Consider the following 18,034-nt stretch of genomic DNA (forward strand, 5'->3'; position numbering starts at 1 on the left):
GCATTTCCATCTAAGGCTAGTTTTTCAGCTACTTATCGTTAGTTTTTTTCAAAATACGGTCAGTATTCCCTCAAAAAACTGCCTTGATGAGCGAAAAACTTTCTCTTATATACAAGCACTTCACTTGTAAATACAGGTTCTATGATAGAGCGATCCGAAAGGATCGTTTTTTCTACCAGAAAAAAACTGACCGAGATTTAGTCAGTTTGGTGCTGTTTGATAAGAAATTGGAGGTTGTCGACTATCCTTTTCTCGTCTGTCAGTTCCAAGATTTGTAGTCCTTTGTCAATCAGTTCCTGCTTGTTTTGGGCTATGCCTAGATAGACATAGGCACGGGATAGTTGGTCATAGCGTTTTTCTTGCTTGGCTAGGTCCATGAGTTTGGTGGCAAAAAAAGTAGACTTGCTGTACTGTCTTTGTTCCAAGAAAAAATAAGAAAGTGAACGATAATGTGACAGTATAGTGGGTTGAATTTTCTTGTAATCCTTGTATTTTTCCAATCGTTTAAGAAGAAGATTGGCAGTTTCTTCAAGGCTATCAGGTGAAGAAATCTTAGACAGAAGAGTGCCTACTAAGATAATATCATTATGATACCAGTTGTCGTATTCTTCTAGTTGGGACCAGAGGAGTTTGGACAGGGTTTCAGCCTCGTCGGAAAGTTGATTGAAAGAGGTACTGTTTCGAATTGCTACTACAGTTTCTAAAAGTTGACATTTTCGACGGATAGGACCATCATTTGGTTCTTTTTTCAAGTGGTCCTGGCAACGCTTTATCAAATCCTCCATGGTCTTCGTGGTCGGATTTCTGAGATTATCTATATCATAGAGCAGTTGTTGGCGTTGGCTGGGCTGGTAGTAGTTACAGAGGTATTCAAACTCCTCGAAGGTCATATCAACTTGCTTAAGCAAGAACCGCATGAGCTCATAGCTAGGAATGGTTTGATTTTTCTCGAAACGAACCAAAGTAGACCGATTGAGATAATCCCCACAAATCTGCTCCTGACTCAAATGCTTGCTTTTCCGAATGCTCCTATAAACACTTCCGTAATCCCATCGCATAACAATATCCTTTCATCAAATTGTGATTATATGCAACAAAACGAATTAACTTTATAAAAATAGTATATCATAATAATATGGAAATATTGTTTTTTGTATATAGAAAATAGGCTGATGAAAGTCTGCTGCACCGCTCTGCCATTTCCCCAAGAAAGGAGTTTCTATGTTAAAAGTAGTCGATATCTGCAAGCGATACGGTGCCCACCAGGTCTTGTCCTATGTGTCCTTTGAGCTACAAGCGGGGGACTTGGTGGCTCTTGTGGGACCAAATGGGGTGGGGAAATCCACTCTGTTGAATATCATCAGCAACACAGAAACCGCTGACCGTGGGTCGGTAACCATCAATGGTCGTCCCAATAGTGACCGAGCGATTTTTCAAGATATGTCTGTCATGTTGGATGCCCAAGCCCTTTATCCACAGTTGACGGGTTATGACCATCTGACCTATGTGGCTGCCACCCACAAGCTGGGGAAAAAGGAAGTGGATGCATTGGTGGAAGAATTGGGGATAGGCTACTATGTCAAAAAGCGGGTGGCTGGCTATTCCATGGGTATGAAGCAGAAGTTGCTCTTTGCCATGGCTGTCCTTCCCAAGCCCAAGCTCTTGTTGCTGGATGAACCCCATATCGGCTTGGATCCGACCAATATCATTCAACAGCGGGAATTTCTTCTAAACCTACAAGCAGAAGGGGTTGCCATTTTGCTTTCTTCCCACCATCTGTCGGAGATTGAGAAGCTGACTAATCAGGTTTATTTCCTCAAGGCCAGCAAGTTGATTGCCATAGAAGTGGAGTTGTCGGCGGATTATGATTACCATCTTGCTGTGGAAAACTCCAAGCAGGTTCAGGAATTTTTACGGGATTATCCTCAACTCTTGTGGAAAAAGGCAGAGCAGGGTCTGGTGGAAATCTTCTTGCCTGAGCGAGATTTACTAGACTGTCTGGATTGTATTCCAATCCAGCAGGTGGCTGGCCTTACAAAAGCCAGCGACTATATGGAGTCCCTCTACCGTGATCTCTACGTGGAGGAAGGTGGTGAGGAGACATGAGGCTGAACTTTGAAATCAAGAAAATCCTCTGGTCGCCTCTTTACTGCCTGCTCGTGCTGGGTTTTCTGGGTCTGGCTTACCTTCCTATTTCTCAGCGCCAAGTCCACCAAGCGACCTATGTGGAAACCTATAAAGAAGAACTGAGTGAATTGGCCAGTGTCTTGGTAGATATAAAAATTGAGGAGGGCTCAGAAGAAGCACCGCGAATGCTGGGCTTGAAATCCGATATAGAAAGTGTCGGTCAGGCTTTAGATGAGGGGAAGTTTGAAGCTATCCCCAACTACAGCAAACTCATGTATCAAGACCTGGACTATTTTGTCAGTCGCAATCGACAGCTTTTTCAAACTCGGAATTCCTTGACACAAACGGAAGTCGAGCGTTTGGCCAGATGGAATGACTGGTTGCTTGCCTACCAATTGCCTGATGGTCCTGAAAACAAGGCTTGGTCAACAGGGCGTATTGTTCAAGCCTACTTAGAAAGTTTGTTTGGTTTTCTTCCTGTATTTTTGGTGCTTGGTTTTCTGCTTGCCAATCAGCTGGCGGAAAAGACACTGGCTCATCAAGTTTGGCAGTTGCGGCAGTGGGATAGTCTGAGTTTGCAGGGGATCAGGCGTTTGGCTGCCTCCATGCTATCGCTACTCTTTGCAGTTGGGCTGGGGTTGCTCTTTATCCTGGTCTATGATGGGCTGACAGGTCAGTTGGCTGTATCTAGTTTTCAAGCTCCTCTTGAGATGTTGGGTCAGAGTCAGTTGATCGGCTCTTGGCTTTACGGGCTTATCTTGCTTGGCTTTTGGCTAATCTTACTCCTAGCTATTCGCCTGCTATTTGGATTTTTGGACCACTTGTTAGCCAGTCGGCTGATTTTTGTGGTGACGGGGTTACTATTGGCTCTGGGGCTTTCCTATCAGGCTGGTGCAGTAGCTGGTTGGTCAGGTCAAATTCTGCCTTTGCTTGCCTTTCCGAGTTTTTTAGACACAGGTGCATTTTCACAGGTCTTTTTACAGGTGGATGTTTTCCTCCTGCTGACCATTGGGCTTTTCGTTGCCTATTATGTGCTGACAGAAAAGAAAAGATTGGTCTTGTCAGTTGGTCATCAGAAAGAATGGGAAACCGGTCCTTTGGACAAGGTTTGGTCTTTTGAAATACTCATCCTTAGTCGGCTCAAGACTTGGAAAGGGCTCGTCTTAGTAAACTTGCTCTTAGCTCTGCTATTTTCCCTAGTAACAGGCCTACAAAAGCAAGAGGTTGCCCAGGAGGAGAGGGTTTCGATGGAGTTGGTTGCCCAGTCCTATGAGCAGAATGGGGCATATGTGGAGGTTTTGCAGTCGGAAATCAACCGTCTGAGGCAGTTGGTCAAAGAGGACGTGAGCTATCAGGAGGAGTTGGAGCTGAGGCTTGGTCTCTTGCAAGAATATCGTGTCTATAAAGACCTATATGTCAAGCAGTGGCAGGTTTATCAGGACAATCCTAATACTTTGCCAGCCAGTCACCTTGCTATGCTGGAGACAGAGCAGGTCTATCTATGGGCTAGGGAGGAGAAGGCATTTGCCAATGGTGATATTGGGGCCACCCAGACGGTAGATAATCTTCGCCGTTACCAGACCCGCAATCAGGTCAGTCAGTATTACTGGAAGCAGCTGATGGAGGCTGGGGTGCCAGCAACTAAGCGGGGCAAGGATGTCATTTTGCCCAGCTTGGAAAATCGTTTTGATACCAATGATGCCTTGGTTCCAGTAGATGATCCCTCTTGGGACCGCTCCAGAGATCTGTCAGGTATCGGCAGCCTGCGCTCTTTTTTTGATGGTCCGGCTTATTTGGTGCTGCTATTGCTGGCGGTTTGGATTGGCAGTCGGGGCAAGGCGGTGGAAGTTGCTGGAAAAAACTGGCGTCTTTATCAGACCCAGCCTGTGGATTTGCGTCAGGTTCTATTCACCAAGTGGTTGCTGGGACTGGGGCAGGCACTAGGATTCACAGTGTTCTTTCTCGTTAGCCTTTTCCTAGTCAATAGTCTGGTCGGAGGAATCGGTTATCTGGAAGATGGCCTTATCTTGCTTTCACATTCGGAGAGGGGTATTTTTCTTGAACTCCTGAGGGGACAAGAACTCTGGGCTTGGTTCCTGCCCAATGCTCCTTATCTCTTATGGATGGTGCTTGGCTTGCTTGTCTTGGAAATTATTCTAGTCAGTCTCAATCATCTTTTGCAAGTTCGGTTTTCAAATCGCTTAGTGGTTTTCATCCTACTAGCTGGTTTGCTGGCTCTGCTGGACTACCTCCTCTTTCAAGATCTGATTTTGGATGGGCAGGAGGTCTTTAGGCAGTTAGCTCTGCTATTTTCATAAAAAAAGAAAGACTGGCTGAAAATTTTCAGTCAGTTTCTTATCTTTATTCAATCACCAGCATGCCTTCTTTAACGGCAAATGGGTGTTCTGGGTCGATGCGGTCGTAGAACATGACACCGTTGAGGTGGTCGATTTCGTGTTGGACCACAATGGCATTATAGCCCTTGAGCTTGATGCGGTGCTTTTCTCCGTTTTTGTCCATGTAATCAACAGTCACGCGCGCGTGGCGGACTACGTAGCCTTGGACTTCGCGGTCAACAGATAGGCAACCTTCTCCTCCTTCAAGGGCGGCTTCTTGGACAGAATGAGCCACGATTTTAGGGTTGTACATGACCTCTTGTAGAGAGTAGGCTTGGGCAGGTGGATTGCCTTCTTCGTCTTCTGGGTTTGGGACCAAGACAGCAATGATGCGTTTGGAAACATCAATCTGAGGCGCTGCTAGACCAACTCCGCCACGGAGTTTCATTTTCTCCGCCATGACTGGATCCTGCGAATGTTTGAGGAATTGCATCATTTTTTCGCCTAAAATAATTTCCTGATCAGATAGAGGAAATGCAACTTCTTCAGCGACCTGGCGTAGGGTTGGGTGCCCTTCACGGATGATGTCATCCATGTCAATCAAATGGGCAGCTTTTGTCAATCGTTCAATAACAGACATAATTCTCTCCTTTGAATATAGTTAAGATAAGTATAGCATGAAATGGGAGAGAATAAAAGTCGGACTTTTCTATCCATTCGCTTTCAAATCTGTTATACTAGTAAAAGACGAACGTTGAAAGGGAGAAAAATGAAAAGAATTTTAGAAAAAGCCAGTTTGCTGGCCTTGTCCACCATGCTGGTTTCGACATTTGCAGTTTCACCAGCTATTCCGCAGATGATTGAGTATTTTGCTCAGCAGGGAATTGCAGCGGCCCAGGTGGAAAATTTGATTACGGTGACATCATTTGCCATTATGGTAGCACTCTTGATGAATGGCTTGGTTGTCCGTTTCTTATCGGAACGCAACATTATCATTGTAGGGCTCTTGTTAATGGCAATTGGAGGTGCTTTACCGGTGTTTCTAACTGCCTATCCTCTGATTTTGCTGGCTCGTATCTTACTTGGTTTGGGGATTGGCTTGATCAATGCGCGTGCGATTAATATCATCGGTAATTTTTTCACCGGTCAGGAACGGGTCAAAATGATGGGCTTGCGTGGTTCAGCAGAGGTTTTGGGAAGCGCAGGCTTAACTCTTCTTGTCGGTTGGTTGACTCAATTTGGTTGGCAACCTGCCTTCTTGGTCTACCTTTTTGCCTTGGTCATCTTGGCTCTCTTCCTTCTCTTTGTTCCCAAGGAAGAATTACTTGCTCGCATGGAGGTAAAGGTTGAGGAGAACGCGCCCAAGGTCAAGCTGGATAAGACCATGTGGATGATGGGCATTTATCTGGCATTCTTAGCCTTCTTTGTTATCAATGTCAATACCTTTCTGACCATTCGTATTCCTCAGATTGTTTTAGCCAAGGGCATTGGTACTGCTCAGCAAGCCAGTCTCATTCTCAGTCTTATGCAGGTCATGGGGATTGTGGCAGGGACGGTCTTTAGTAGCTTGGTTGGTCGTTTGAAGGGTTGGCTTTTAGCTGTTTCCTACGTGGTCTTTGGACTCGCGGTTGTCGGCATTGCCTTTGCGGATAATCTCTGGGTGCTGGGACTTGGTGGTATGGTGTCAGGATTTTTCTACAGCATCATTCTAACCATTGTCTTTAGTCAGGTAACAGACCGTGCACCCAAGGCCTTGCTCAATGCGGTCATGACAATCGTCCTTATGGGCTGCAATATCGGCGGTGCGACATCTGCCATCTTGCCGACTTATCTGGAAAAACTCAATCCAACCCCAACAGGTGCCTTTGGTATTTACGCCATCGGCTGTGCCTTGATCAGCTCAGGCTTGATTTATAAACAAATTCGTAAATAGAAATAGGAAATGTCATGCGATTAGATAAATTTTTGGTGGACTGCGGTGTCGGCAGTCGGACCGAGGTCAAAAAAATCTTGAAAAGCAAGCAAGTCACGGTCAACGGACAAGTGGAGACGTCGCCCAAGGCTCAGATCGATGAGCAGGCTGACCAGATAGCAGTTGCAGGTCAAGGATTGACGCATGAAAAATATGTCTACTATCTACTCAACAAGCCTAAGGGTGTCATTTCGGCGACAGATGACGACAAGCATCGGACGGTTTTGGATTTGCTGGATGACACGGATCGTCGCAAGGAAGTTTTTCCAGTTGGGCGACTAGACATTGACACCCACGGACTCCTGCTCTTGACCAATAATGGTCCCTTGGCTCATGTCATGTTGTCGCCCAAGAAACACGTGGATAAGATCTATCAAGCTCAGGTTGACGGAATCATGGATGAGGCAGATAGGCTTGCTTTTGAAAATGGGATTGAGCTGAAAGATTTTGCCTGTCAACCAGCCAAGCTGGAGATTCTTGCCCTAGATGAGGAAAAAAATCAATCTACCGTCCGCATCACGATTCGAGAGGGCAAATTTCACCAGGTCAAACGTATGGTGCAGGCGCGTGGTAAGACGGTTACGGATTTACAACGCTTGTCCATGGGACCCTTGCGCTTGGATTCGCAATTGGCTCTGGGAGATTACAGAAGGTTGACAGTGGAGGAGTTGACCAGTTTGGAAGGATTCGGAGTGGAGCTGTAAACTCTGTGGCTTCTATGCCTACTTTGAAGTAAATGAAAAAAATCTGCTCACTGGCAGATTTTTCTTTATCCCAAAATAATGGGATGGAGATAGGTCAAGAGGGTAAAACTGATGAGGGCATAGAAGATGGCGTAGCGGATGGCTTGGATAGGTTTGTGGAAACGGATGAGAGCCAAAGCGCACCAAACAATCAGAACGGTAATGAACCAACCTGATAGGAGTCGCAGGGGTGTTGGTCCGTAGAGGTAGATATAGATGCCAAACAATTTCCAAGCGGCTAATAGGGCAAAGAGACTGGCGCTGATAAAGACCAAGGTCAGGAGCAAGCGGGTGCTTTTTCGCTCCCAGAGTGGTTTGTCCGCAAAGATATAGGCCCCTGCTAAGACTGCAAAGTTGACCAAGCAGACCCGGACCAATTGCCAAAAACCTGTAACGGCAACTGTCGAGGCAGTCTGAGGAGAAATGCCATTGAGTGCCAGCAAATCCCCAATTTCGGTCAAACTGGTGACGAAAAAGAGCAGGTAGATGGTCAATAAACTGCCCAGTAGGAGATAGACAGACAGGGTAGGAAAGATACGTAGCGGTTTCAGTTGGTCCTGAAATTGCGAATAGGTCAGTGATTTTTTCGGATAATAGAGCAAGCTGCCAGCTACCAAGCCGAATAACCAAGCACCGACAGGTAGAGAGAAGATAAAGCGTCCGAAAAGGAGATTGAAATCCCAGCCAGAAAGCAAACCTTGAATGAAATTGTCAATCCATTTCCCGAGGTCGCCAGTTGCTAGAGAGAAGGTTTGTGATACCTGCGACAGCTGCTGCCAAACAAAGTAAACAAGGAAAAAGGTGAGAATGGAGCTGACAGTTAAGAGAAGGATAAAGCGGAAGCGGGCAAGTGATTGTCCGGTCTGTTCTGGTTTATCTTCTTTAAAAGTCGCAAAATGCAGGCGAAGTAAGAAGTGTTTGAAGGGCAAGAGGATAAAACCTTGTAGCACATCATACCAGAAGAGAACACCAATTCGTCCTTGTGCCAGCCAACCATTTCGTGCGAGAACATAACAGACGAAACTGGTGTGGAGAGCTAGCAGTTGTAACATCTCAATCGATTCGCGAAAGTCCCAAATCGATAGGGCTAAGGCTTGCAGCAGGCAGGAGCTGGCAAAGATGATACTTTCTAAGTTAGGCTTGTTTAATCTTTTTTCCGTGGATAAAAATTGTCCGAGCTCCACCAGCGCTATCATTCCCAAGCTAAAGAGAAGGAGAAGTCGAGGCTGGTAATCGAAGAAAATATAGATATAGAGATAGGCCAGTAGGTAGCTGAGCCAGCGTCCAGTGTTAAAGACCTGTCTTTCAGCCGGAGTCAGCTGGGCAATCCGGTTCTTTGTCGGGGAAAGAGCGGGATTGATTGGGGAAATGGTCTGGTCAGAAATGCTTTTAACCTTCATGTTCATCCTCCTCATCGGGGACATATTCTAAAATATCCCCCGGTTGGCAGCCCAATTCACGGCAGAGGGCATTTAAGGTCGAAAAACGGATGGCCTTGGCCTTGTTATTTTTCAAAATCGACAGGTTGGCAGGCGTCAGCTCAATCAATTCTGCCAGACGACCGGCGCTAATCCGCTTTTGAGCCATAATAATATCTAAATTGATTTGTATCATAAGCCCTCCTTAAATCGTATAGTCGACTTCATCTTGCAGTTCGACGGCTTTACCAAAGGCATTGCGAACAACGCGAATGACCAAGGTCAAGGCGAGACCAGCAACTGTAATTAAGAGCATGGGCACGTAGCAAGTGACCCCCAGACCGAATGAAATCAGGGTAGCAAGCGCCATTTCCCAGCCCAAGACTTGTAAACTGCGGACATTTTCTGCGACAAATACTTGATTTTTCCCGATGCGCGCCACCAATTGGTAGAGATGGAAGAGGAAAATCAGCGCCAAAAAGCCCAAAAGATAACCGAAAATCAGCAGGGTCAGGTAGCGCGTGTCTCCTTGGAGCAAAGGAGAAGGGTAGATGATAACCAAATCAACTACCCATGTACCCGTGCACATGAGCAGGATGGAGGCCAAGAAGAGAAGGATTAAACAAGTTTTGGTCAGACTGATACTCCAGTCTTCATAGGTCGGATGTGGTTGTGACATAAAAACTCCTTTGTGATTTTTCTCTAGCATACCACAGAATTTATCGAATTTCAATAAAAAAATAATGAAAAATGATATATTTTTATTAAAAAAGGATAAAGAATAAACAGAGCAAGTCGTATAGGAAGCTCTGCCATTTGCCAAAACAAAAGAAAAAAATCGGTCAGAACAACCGATTTCTAGTTTAAATATCTGCTGGTGCAAAGACGACCTGTCCATTTTCAAAACGGTCAATTCTAGCTAGAGATGTGACAGGAACGCCGGCATCAATGAGCAGTTGACGCCCGTCTTGGAAGGATTTTTCGATGACAATGCCGACACCGACCACGGTAGCGCCCGCTTGCTGGATAATGTCAATCAAGCCCTTGGCTGCCTGTCCGTTGGCCAAGAAATCATCGACAATCAGCACCTTGTCCTCTGGACTGAGGAATTTGCTAGCGATGGAGACCGTGCTGGTGACTTGCTTGGTAAAGGAATAGACTTCAGCAGTCAAAATGCCTTCTGTCATCGTAATATTTTTATGTTTTTTAGCAAAAATCATCGGAACTTCTAAACTTTCTGCAACATAGATAGCTGGTGCAATACCTGAGGCTTCGATCGTGACAACCTTGGTAATTTCTTTAGAGCGATAGGTATCTGCCAAGACCTGCCCCATTTCTTTCATCAAGCGAAAATCAACCTGATGGGTCAAGAATGAGTCAACTTTTAAGATGTTTTCTCCTAATATCTGACCATCTTTTAAAATGCGTTCTTCCAATGTTTGCATACTATATTCAACCTCGTAAAATCTTTTTTGGTATTATAACACTTTTTTCGAAATAGAAAAAGGAAAATAGGAACATTGTGAATAAATAATAGTTTTGAAAGAGGGTTTTGGCTTAAAATCCGAATGATTATATATGGTTTTTTAAAAATATATTGTAAAAACGGATAGTTTTTGATAGAATAAACCATCTATTTTATGAAAAAGAGGTTATTATGTCCAAAGAACAAACACATGAAGTCCAATCAGACATGCTCTACGGGATTGAAGAAAAGCCACCTGTTGGGGTTGCGATTTTGTTGGCCCTGCAGCATATTTTAGCAGCTTTTGCAGGTATTATTGCGGTTCCTTTGGTGGTGGCAACGGCCTTGGGCTTGTCGGTTGAAGATACGTCCATTATGGTTTCGGCGTCCATTTTCGTAGCCGGTCTTGCGACCCTCTTGCAGTCCAAGGGGCTCGGTCCGATTGGTTCGCGCGTGTCTGGTATGATGGGGACGGATTTTACCTTTGCGAATCCAGCCATCACTGTCGGTAGCCAGTTTGGTATTGCAGGAATTGTTGGTGCGACCATTGTCGGATCGCTGGTGGAAATTGTCCTTAGTCGCTTTATTAAGCCCCTCATGCGTTTCTTCCCGCCACTGATCACAGGAACAGTTGTCGCTCTTATCGGGATTACCCTCTTGCCGGTCAGCATGGATTGGGCAGCGGGTGGTGTCGGTGCGGCAGACTATGCTTCTGTTGAAAATGTCAGCATTGCAGTCGTGGTTATGATTTTCACTCTTGCCCTCAATCACTATGGTAAGGGTATGTTGTCAACAGCCTCTGTCTTTTTCGGAATGGTTTTTGGGTATATTCTCTGCATTTTCCTTGGAAAAGTTGATATGACTGCGGTTAAAGATGCAGCTTGGTTTGCGCTTCCGAAAATTTTCCACTACGGTGTGACTTTTGATGTGTCATCCATTCTAGCCTTTATTCCTGCTTATGTTGTATCCTTGATCGGTACGGTCGGAATTATGATGGCCATTGGAGAAGCTTCAAATCAAAAGATTTCTTCTGAGCGGGCAGCAAATGGTGTTCTGGCAGACGGAGTTGGTTCCTTGATTGCCGGTGTTTTTGGAGCAGGTCCCAACACAGCCTTCTCGCAAAACGTTGGCTTGATTACCCTGACCAAGGTTGCCAGCCGCTATGTCATGATTTTAGCGGGCTTGATTTTGGCTATCTTTGGTGTCTTTCCTAAGTTATCTGCCTTGATTTCGATCATGCCTCAACCTGTCTTGGGTGGCGTCGGTGTCATCATGTTCGGTCTCGTGGCGGCTCAGGGAATTAAGACCCTTGCGACTATCAAAATCGGTGACCGTGAGCTCTTGATTATTTCCATTGCCTTTGCGCTTGGTATTGGTGTGACGGTACGTCCAGAGTTGTTAAGTCATCTTCCCTCAGCTCTCCAAATGGTCTTCTCATCTGGTATTTCAACAGGAACCTTGGCAGCTCTCTTACTAAATGTCGTTTTGAAAGAAAAATAAGATGAAATAGGCTATCCTCGTGATAGTCTATTCTTATAGATAGTTATAATTTATTGCTATTGGCCGAGAGAATTTGGTTTTGGTATACTAGGAAGAAACGACTATGGGAGGGATTTATGACAGTAGAAGAATGGAAACAAGCACCGATAGCGATTTTGGGAGCAGGTGCGGTTGGAAAAGCGGTTGGAGCGGATTCTAAGTTGGCTGGGAATCGTGTCCACCTCTTTGAGTTGCCAGGATTTGCGGAACAAACCTTGAAGAATCTGGACAAGACAGGAATCACCTTGACAGGTGGACAAAATAGCCTTTACGGTTTTGAGCGTAGCGGACGTGCCTTTTTTGACCTGGTGACAGACCGTATTGAAGAGGCTGTAGCAGGAGCCAAGATTATCATTGTGGCGGTGCCGTCCATTGCCCATGACCAATTTTTTGAAGCCTTGGTGCCTGTCTTAGAAGATGGGATGATTGTTCATATCATTCCGGATAATTTTGGCAGTTTGAAACTTCGTAAGAAGATGAGAGAGTTGGGTTGTCAGAAGCAGGTGATTGTCGGTGGCTGGACCAGTGCCCCTTACGGAGCTCGAATTGTCAGGGAGGGCGGGGTCATGACGCCTAAAATCGAGTTAAAATATCGGGCCATTACGCTTCGGGGTGCAGCTCTGCCCATGACCGACCAAGAACTCTTCCTAGAAAGTTCGCAGGCGATTGGAGCTTTTGATGCCATTACGGAAGGGGACGGTGTGACGGGTGGTCAGACCGTTTTGGATGTTGGTTTTAGCAATGTCAATCCAGTCCTGCATTGTCCTGGTACGATTTTGGGGGCTAGTGTGATGGAGAATTTTGGTCGAATTTTCGGTGGCAATGATCCGCTCCAGTACTCAATCTATTCACACGCTTATAGTGAATCCGTGGCAGAAGTGCAATACGCCTTTTATATGGAGCAAGTGCAACTGGCAGAGGCAATTGGTGTTGATTTGCTCCGTTATCCCAAGGAGAATTTTCTGTCGCGGACCAGTATTTTGGGGCCAGAGTATATGGGTGATGACTGCATTGTTCCCTTTGATCAGCAGTTTCCGATGGCTTATGGGACAGGCCCCTTCACCATTCAGGACCGCTATGTGACAGAGGATGTGCCAGTTGGTTGCCATATCTATCATGAATTAGGTAAGAAATACGGGGTGACTACGCCGGTTATTGATAGTATGATTGTCTTGGGCTCCGTCATGACAGGTCGTAAATTTTTTGAAGAAGGCTTGACCTTGGAAGACTTGGATTTGGCCCATTTGACCAAGGAGGAGACCTTGGCTTATTTGGAAACAGGACTCTTTCGAGAGCGGGAGGTATAAATGACACATTTCAGAGCCAGTATTGAGAGTGCAGGGCAGCTAGACCAGTTTTATCAGGTGCAGGATGCTTCTGTGGCAGGATTTTCCATTGGAATTATTACCATAGATTTTAACTATGTCAAGTTGCCAGGCAATGTCGCCAATGCGACTACCTTCTCCTTCCCGGTCGTCTATGAGGACATTGTTTTGGAAATAGAAGACCTCTTCAATGGTGAGGAAAAATTGTTGGATATGGTCATTGAGGCTGCTAAGAAGCTGGAGAAAAAGGGTGTGCGGGCTATTGTTGGTGCCTGTGGCTACTTCAATCATTTTCAAGAGCAGGTGCGGGATGCGGTAGCGGTTCCTGTCTATCTGTCCAGCGTTCTTCAGATTCCCTTGATTAAAATGGGGCTCAAACCAGACCAGAAGATTGCGGTTCTGGTAGCAGACGGAGAGGGGGCCGATGCAGATTTCTTTGCCAAGGCCAATGCCTCCATTGAAGACTGTATTGTCAAGGAAATTGGTAGCTTGGAGAGTTTTGCTCCTATCCGCTACAACAAGCCCTATCTGGACAATGGTCGCTTGAAGGCAGACCTGATCGCAGTTGTGCAGGAACTAGGTGCCAATCATCCAGAAATTGGGGCGATTTTGCTGGAATGTAGTGACCTGCCTCCCTATGCGGCGGCTCTTCACCGAGCAACAGGCCTGCCAGTCTTTGATTTCACCACCTTGATTAACTGGGTGCATTCGGCAGTGGTCCGCAGGGAATTTTATGGGTATATGTGAGAGAAAAGATGGTCAATAATATTGACTATCTTTCTTTTTCTGGTAAAATAGTAAAAAAAATTGACTAATTACAGGAGCAGAGCGACGATGACAGAATTGAGACAGCGGAGTAAGAACTTGGCCCGTATCTTTGACCAGCAGGTCGGGCTTTACGAGGGTTATGCACGGCGGCAGAGCCTCAACGGCAAGTGCCTATCGATCCTTATGTGGCTTTATTATAATCCCGGAGGTTTGACACAGAATTTGGTCAGTAAGAAGACTTACTCTAGTAAGCAAGTGGTCAATGCCACCATTAAGAAATTCCAGGAAAAAGGTTTGGTCTTTCTAGAGGAAAATTCAGCAGACAAACGGCATAAGAAGGTCAAATTGACAGAAGCAGGTAAGCAGTTTGCCAGTCAGATTTTAGATCCCTTGGAAGAAGCTGAAAAAACAGCCCTGTCCCAGCTCAGCTTGGAAGACCAGGAACGCTTGCTAGAGCTGACCGAGCGATATAGCCAGGGCTTGACAGACTTGTTAAAAGGTGAAAATGATGATTGATTACCAAAATGTATCCTTGACCTGTAAGGTCAGCGGGCCAATCTTGAAAAATTTGACCTTTGACATTCAAGAGGGAGAATTCTTTGTTTTGATTGGACCAAGCGGGAGCGGAAAAACAACCACGTTGAAATTGATTAACCGCCTAATTGAGCAGACAGATGGGGACATTCTCTTTCAGGGCAAGCGGCTCAAGGATTTTAACCTACGTGATTTGCGGTTGGAAACAGGCTATGTCCTTCAGCAGATTGCCCTTTTTCCTAACATGACCGTGGCTGAAAATATCGCTCTTATTCCTGAAATGAAAGGTTTGGGCAAGGATGAAACCTTGAAAAAAACAAGAGAACTTTTAACTAAGGTGGGCTTGGATCCAGACAGCTACCTGGACCGTCTGCCCAAGGACTTGTCTGGGGGAGAAAAGCAGCGAATAGGCATTTTGCGAGCTATTATTGCCAATCCTAAGGTCTTGCTTATGGACGAGCCGTTCTCAGCCTTGGACCCGATCAGCAAGGGGCAGTTGCAGGACTTGATCAAGGACTTGCATGAAGAATTCAAGATGACAACGGTTTTCGTGACGCATGATATGGACGAGGCGGTTAAGCTGGCAGACCGTATCTGTTTGATGAAGGCAGGTGAGGTGGTCCAGTTGGGCACGCCTGATGAGCTTCGCAACCAGCCTGCTAATGACTTTGTTGTTGAATTTATGAAAAATCGGGGAGGTGCCTAATGGATCAGTTGGTAACAACCTTTCTAGAACGCAAGTCAGACTGGCTGACAGCTCTCTTTGAGCACCTGCGGATTTCCCTTCTGGCCTTAATTATCGCTATTGCCATTGCGGTGCCACTGGGCTTGGTCTTGTCTAACAAGAAAAAGCTGACCGAGTGGAGCTTGCAGGTGACAGGCGTTTTCCAGACCATTCCCTCCTTGGCACTCTTGGGACTTTTCATTCCCTTTATGGGGATTGGCACGTTGCCTGCGGTGGTGGCTCTGGTTATTTATGCCATTTTCCCCATTTTACAGGGGACTTTGACCGGACTTTCGGAAATCGATCCTTCGCTGGAAGAGGCTGCGACGGCTTTTGGGATGACCAAGCTGGAAAAACTGCGTAAGTTCCAGCTGGCTCTGGCCATGCCCATTCTCATGTCTGGCATTCGGACGGCGTCCATTATGATTATCGGGACGGCAACGCTTGCTGCCTTGGTTGGTGCAGGTGGTCTGGGTTCTTTTATCCTCTTGGGAATTGACCGCAATGACTCGGCTCTGATTTTGATTGGGGCGGTGTCGTCGGCAGTCTTGGCAGTCCTCTTTGGCTCGGTCATCAAGTTCTTGCAGGACAAGAAGCCTCGTACCATTCTGGTGGCTCTCTTAGTGACACTTTTGGCAGTCGGAGCTAGCTATGTTCCGCTCAACCAATCGTCATCGAAAAAGCTAGTCATCGCTGGGAAACTAGGGGCAGAGCCTGAAATTCTTATCAATATGTACAAGCTCTTGATTGAAGATCAAACAGATATCGATGTGGAGCTGCAGCCAAACTTTGGCAAGACCAGCTTCCTCTATGAAGCCCTCAAATCAGGCTCGATTGATATTTACCCTGAGTACACTGGCACCATTACGACCACTCTTTTGACTAGTCCACCGTCTGATCTGTCCAACAATCCTGAGGAGGTTTACAGCTACGCCAAGGAGGCGATTTTGGAGCAGGATAATTTGGTTTATTTGGCTCCGACGGATTTTCAAAATACCTTTGCCTTGGCGGTGATGGAAGACTATGCTCAAGATCATGGTCTTGAAAAGATTTCGGATTTGGCAAAAGTGCGGCAGACAGCTGTCGCAGGCTTCTCTTTGGAGTTTAATGATCGTGAGGACGGGAATGTCGGTCTGACCAATCTGTACGGGCTCAATCTTACTGTTAAAACCATGGAGCCTGCCCTTCGCTACGAAGCCATTAAAAACGGAGATGTACAGATTGTCGAGGCCTTCTCGACAGATAGCAAGGTGGTCACTTACAAGCTGAAAATCCTGGAAGACGACAAAGAGCTTTTCCCACCCTATCAGGCCGCTCCGCTATTGACCAAAGAAACCTTAGAGAACTATCCCGAGTTGGAGCAAGTTTTGGGGGTTCTTTCAGGCAAAATCTCGACCGAGGAAATGACCCAGATGAACTATGCGGTCGATGTGGAAGGCAAGTCGGCAGAGCAAGTGGCGAGGGAATACCTCGAGAAAGAAAATCTACTAAAATAGGAGAAAATCATGTCACATCAACTAGAAAATGCTAAAAATCTTTACCTCCGTGGCATTCGCGACGGGGAAATCAAGGAAGTCCATGAAAACTATATGGGTGCTACTTACACCCAGCACAGTACGGGTGTGCCTGATGAGAAAGAGGGCTTTGCGGCTTTCTTTGAGGACTTTTTCAAACGCAATCCCAAGCGGGAAATAAATATTGTTCGTGCCATTGAAGACGGGAATTTTGTCTTTGTCCATGTCCACCAGAAACTCAATGACGGTGAGGATGAGTGGGTGACGGCGGACATTTTCCGTTCAGATGAAAACGGCCGTATCGTCGAGCATTGGGATGTTATTGATGCCTATCCAAAAAACATTGGCCAAACAGACCCGATTTATGCCGACTTTGAGTTGACAGACCTAGACAAGACCGAGGACAACAAGAAAATTGTCCGTCGTTTCTTGGTCGATGTCCTTCAAAATGGGGAAATCGACAAGTTTGACGACTATGTGGCAGCGGACCTGATTCAGCACAACCAAGAGATTGCCCAAGGCGGTGTGGCCAATAAGGACTATCTTGTCGACAATCAAGTCAACTACGACTTTGTCTTCAAGGTGATGGGACAGGGTAACTATGTGGTGGCTTATTCAAAAGTCTGGATTGCAGGTCAGGATTACGCCCACTTTGGCATCTACCGCCTCAATGACGGAAAAATTGTCGAGCATTGGGACAACAAGGAAGTTATGCCAGACAAAAAAGACTTGACCAATCTAGGGAAGTTTTAAGAGGGGGATGTCTCCTTCTTTTTTCTTGACTTGTTTGGTTTCTTGGTTGATAATAGAAAAAAAGATAGTGGAGTAGTTGCTCATGCTTAAATACCTTCGTGCTCTTCCCTTGATTGTGGTGGCAGGTGCTGTTGTTTATCTTTCAATTTGGATGTGGATTGATAACGGGGATTGGACTTACATCATTGCCAGAGTGTCTGGTATGACTGAAAAACATGCTAACAATCTGGCGCTTATTGCTATCGCCATTCAGTCCCTCTTTTTTACGTCCGATTGGTTTTATAGTCGTATCCGTTCCTTTCTAAATCGTCGTTTGGAAAAAGCCAGAGGGCTCAATCGGCAGATTTATCTGGGCTACAAGGCTGGAGTTGAATTCCTGATGGCTCTGCCCAAACGGACCATCTTGTTTAGCTTTTACCTGCTCTTGACTATTTTGGAAAACCTAGGTGTGATTGATAGTGCCAAAGACTATGCGGTGGTCATTGTGTTTATTATTGCCGTGGACCGTGTGACCAAAATCTGGCCAGAAGAAAAGCGGAGGATGATTGAGTTTAGTCAGAAGATTAAGAAACGGATTAAGAGTGTGGAGTAGGGAGATTTGTTTGGATATATTTATTTTTTGAAAATCTAATGCAGGTCTTCTTCTATTGAGAGAATGAACGGGACAGTGTGTTGTCTGTGTCTTACTGAAGGAATTCTAAGCAGTGGTATTGCTCTTGAGCCAGGCTACACTGAAAATAAAGTAGGGTGGAATAATACTTAAGTTTAATAATAAGCGAAGATGGACATATTTTGTCCATCTATTTTTATATACTT

General features: G+C 45.7%; 18 protein-coding genes. 12 read left to right on the forward strand and 6 right to left on the reverse strand.

From position 1 onward, the window contains the following. Positions 1 to 197: 197 nt before the first annotated feature. Positions 198 to 1,058, reverse strand: coding sequence for a helix-turn-helix domain-containing protein (locus ACHBGV_RS00500; RefSeq protein ID WP_394735408.1), 861 nt, complete (start codon positions 1,056 to 1,058; stop codon positions 198 to 200). A gap of 163 nt (positions 1,059 to 1,221) precedes the next feature. Between ACHBGV_RS00500 and ACHBGV_RS00505 the strand changes: the two genes are divergently transcribed. Both ACHBGV_RS00505 and ACHBGV_RS00510 read left to right on the forward strand, forming a co-directional pair. After that, positions 1,222 to 2,106 (forward strand): ABC transporter ATP-binding protein, encoded by an 885-nt coding sequence (locus ACHBGV_RS00505; RefSeq protein WP_394735409.1) that lies wholly within the window; start codon positions 1,222 to 1,224, stop codon positions 2,104 to 2,106. Then, entirely contained in the window at positions 2,103 to 4,445 is a 2,343-nt protein-coding gene (locus ACHBGV_RS00510) for a hypothetical protein (RefSeq protein WP_394735410.1), read from the forward strand. Before ACHBGV_RS00505 ends, ACHBGV_RS00510 begins: the two co-directional genes overlap by 4 nt. 43 nt (positions 4,446 to 4,488) lie before the next feature. Here ACHBGV_RS00510 and def read toward each other — a convergent pair whose 3' ends face one another. Next, complete coding sequence (gene def / locus ACHBGV_RS00515) at positions 4,489 to 5,103, reverse strand: peptide deformylase (protein WP_024377359.1); 615 nt, start codon at positions 5,101 to 5,103, stop codon at positions 4,489 to 4,491. A 129-nt stretch (positions 5,104 to 5,232) separates the two neighbouring features. On the opposite strand from def, the gene ACHBGV_RS00520 reads away from it, so the two are divergent. Both ACHBGV_RS00520 and ACHBGV_RS00525 read left to right on the forward strand, forming a co-directional pair. After that, positions 5,233 to 6,396, forward strand: coding sequence for an MFS transporter (locus tag ACHBGV_RS00520; RefSeq protein ID WP_394735411.1), 1,164 nt, complete (start codon positions 5,233 to 5,235; stop codon positions 6,394 to 6,396). Positions 6,397 to 6,410: 14 nt separating this feature from the next. Then, positions 6,411 to 7,139 carry a pseudouridine synthase gene (locus ACHBGV_RS00525; RefSeq protein ID WP_172059198.1) on the forward strand — a complete coding sequence of 243 codons (729 nt, stop codon included), beginning with the start codon at positions 6,411 to 6,413 and terminating at the stop codon, positions 7,137 to 7,139. Between the two features lie 65 nt (positions 7,140 to 7,204). Here the strand turns inward: ACHBGV_RS00525 and ACHBGV_RS00530 are convergent, their stop codons facing one another. The 4 genes from ACHBGV_RS00530 to ACHBGV_RS00545 form a co-directional block, all read right to left on the reverse strand. After that, a complete protein-coding gene (locus tag ACHBGV_RS00530) occupies positions 7,205 to 8,578 on the reverse strand; it encodes a DUF4153 domain-containing protein (protein WP_172094780.1) in 1,374 nt (457 codons plus the stop codon). Then, on the reverse strand, positions 8,568 to 8,792 hold the full coding sequence (locus ACHBGV_RS00535) for a helix-turn-helix transcriptional regulator (protein WP_105111283.1): 225 nt from the start codon (positions 8,790 to 8,792) through the stop codon (positions 8,568 to 8,570). Before ACHBGV_RS00535 ends, ACHBGV_RS00530 begins: the two co-directional genes overlap by 11 nt. Before the next feature lie 9 nt (positions 8,793 to 8,801). Beyond that, positions 8,802 to 9,275, reverse strand: a complete 474-nt coding sequence (locus ACHBGV_RS00540; RefSeq protein WP_105111282.1) for a DUF2975 domain-containing protein — start codon at positions 9,273 to 9,275, stop codon at positions 8,802 to 8,804. Between the two features lie 184 nt (positions 9,276 to 9,459). Continuing rightward, on the reverse strand, positions 9,460 to 10,041 hold the full coding sequence (locus tag ACHBGV_RS00545; protein ID WP_394735412.1) for a xanthine phosphoribosyltransferase: 582 nt from the start codon (positions 10,039 to 10,041) through the stop codon (positions 9,460 to 9,462). A 212-nt stretch (positions 10,042 to 10,253) separates the two neighbouring features. On the opposite strand from ACHBGV_RS00545, the gene ACHBGV_RS00550 reads away from it, so the two are divergent. From ACHBGV_RS00550 to ACHBGV_RS00585, 8 genes are all read left to right on the forward strand, one after another. Beyond that, complete coding sequence (locus tag ACHBGV_RS00550; RefSeq protein ID WP_394735413.1) at positions 10,254 to 11,561, forward strand: nucleobase:cation symporter-2 family protein; 1,308 nt, start codon at positions 10,254 to 10,256, stop codon at positions 11,559 to 11,561. Between the two features lie 116 nt (positions 11,562 to 11,677). Next, positions 11,678 to 12,907, forward strand: a complete 1,230-nt coding sequence (locus tag ACHBGV_RS00555; protein WP_394735414.1) for an NAD/NADP octopine/nopaline dehydrogenase family protein — start codon at positions 11,678 to 11,680, stop codon at positions 12,905 to 12,907. After that, positions 12,908 to 13,672: an aspartate/glutamate racemase family protein gene (locus tag ACHBGV_RS00560; RefSeq protein WP_394735415.1), complete on the forward strand. Its 765-nt coding sequence runs from the start codon at positions 12,908 to 12,910 to the stop codon at positions 13,670 to 13,672. It begins immediately after the preceding gene. An 87-nt stretch (positions 13,673 to 13,759) separates the two neighbouring features. Next, positions 13,760 to 14,209, forward strand: a complete 450-nt coding sequence (locus tag ACHBGV_RS00565) for a MarR family winged helix-turn-helix transcriptional regulator (RefSeq protein WP_394735416.1) — start codon at positions 13,760 to 13,762, stop codon at positions 14,207 to 14,209. After that, positions 14,202 to 14,933, forward strand: coding sequence for an ATP-binding cassette domain-containing protein (locus tag ACHBGV_RS00570; RefSeq protein WP_394735417.1), 732 nt, complete (start codon positions 14,202 to 14,204; stop codon positions 14,931 to 14,933). Before ACHBGV_RS00565 ends, ACHBGV_RS00570 begins: the two co-directional genes overlap by 8 nt. Beyond that, positions 14,933 to 16,447, forward strand: coding sequence for an ABC transporter permease/substrate-binding protein (locus ACHBGV_RS00575; RefSeq protein ID WP_394735418.1), 1,515 nt, complete (start codon positions 14,933 to 14,935; stop codon positions 16,445 to 16,447). The genes ACHBGV_RS00570 and ACHBGV_RS00575 overlap by 1 nt, the downstream gene beginning before the upstream one ends. 9 nt (positions 16,448 to 16,456) lie before the next feature. Then, complete coding sequence (locus ACHBGV_RS00580; protein WP_394735419.1) at positions 16,457 to 17,218, forward strand: nuclear transport factor 2 family protein; 762 nt, start codon at positions 16,457 to 16,459, stop codon at positions 17,216 to 17,218. A gap of 82 nt (positions 17,219 to 17,300) precedes the next feature. Beyond that, positions 17,301 to 17,810 carry a hypothetical protein gene (locus tag ACHBGV_RS00585; protein ID WP_394735420.1) on the forward strand — a complete coding sequence of 170 codons (510 nt, stop codon included), beginning with the start codon at positions 17,301 to 17,303 and terminating at the stop codon, positions 17,808 to 17,810. The last annotated feature ends 224 nt before the right edge of the window (positions 17,811 to 18,034 follow it).

It is taken from the genome of Streptococcus sp. A34, assembly GCF_043674115.1.
Lineage (GTDB): Bacteria > Bacillota > Bacilli > Lactobacillales > Streptococcaceae > Streptococcus > Streptococcus suis_V.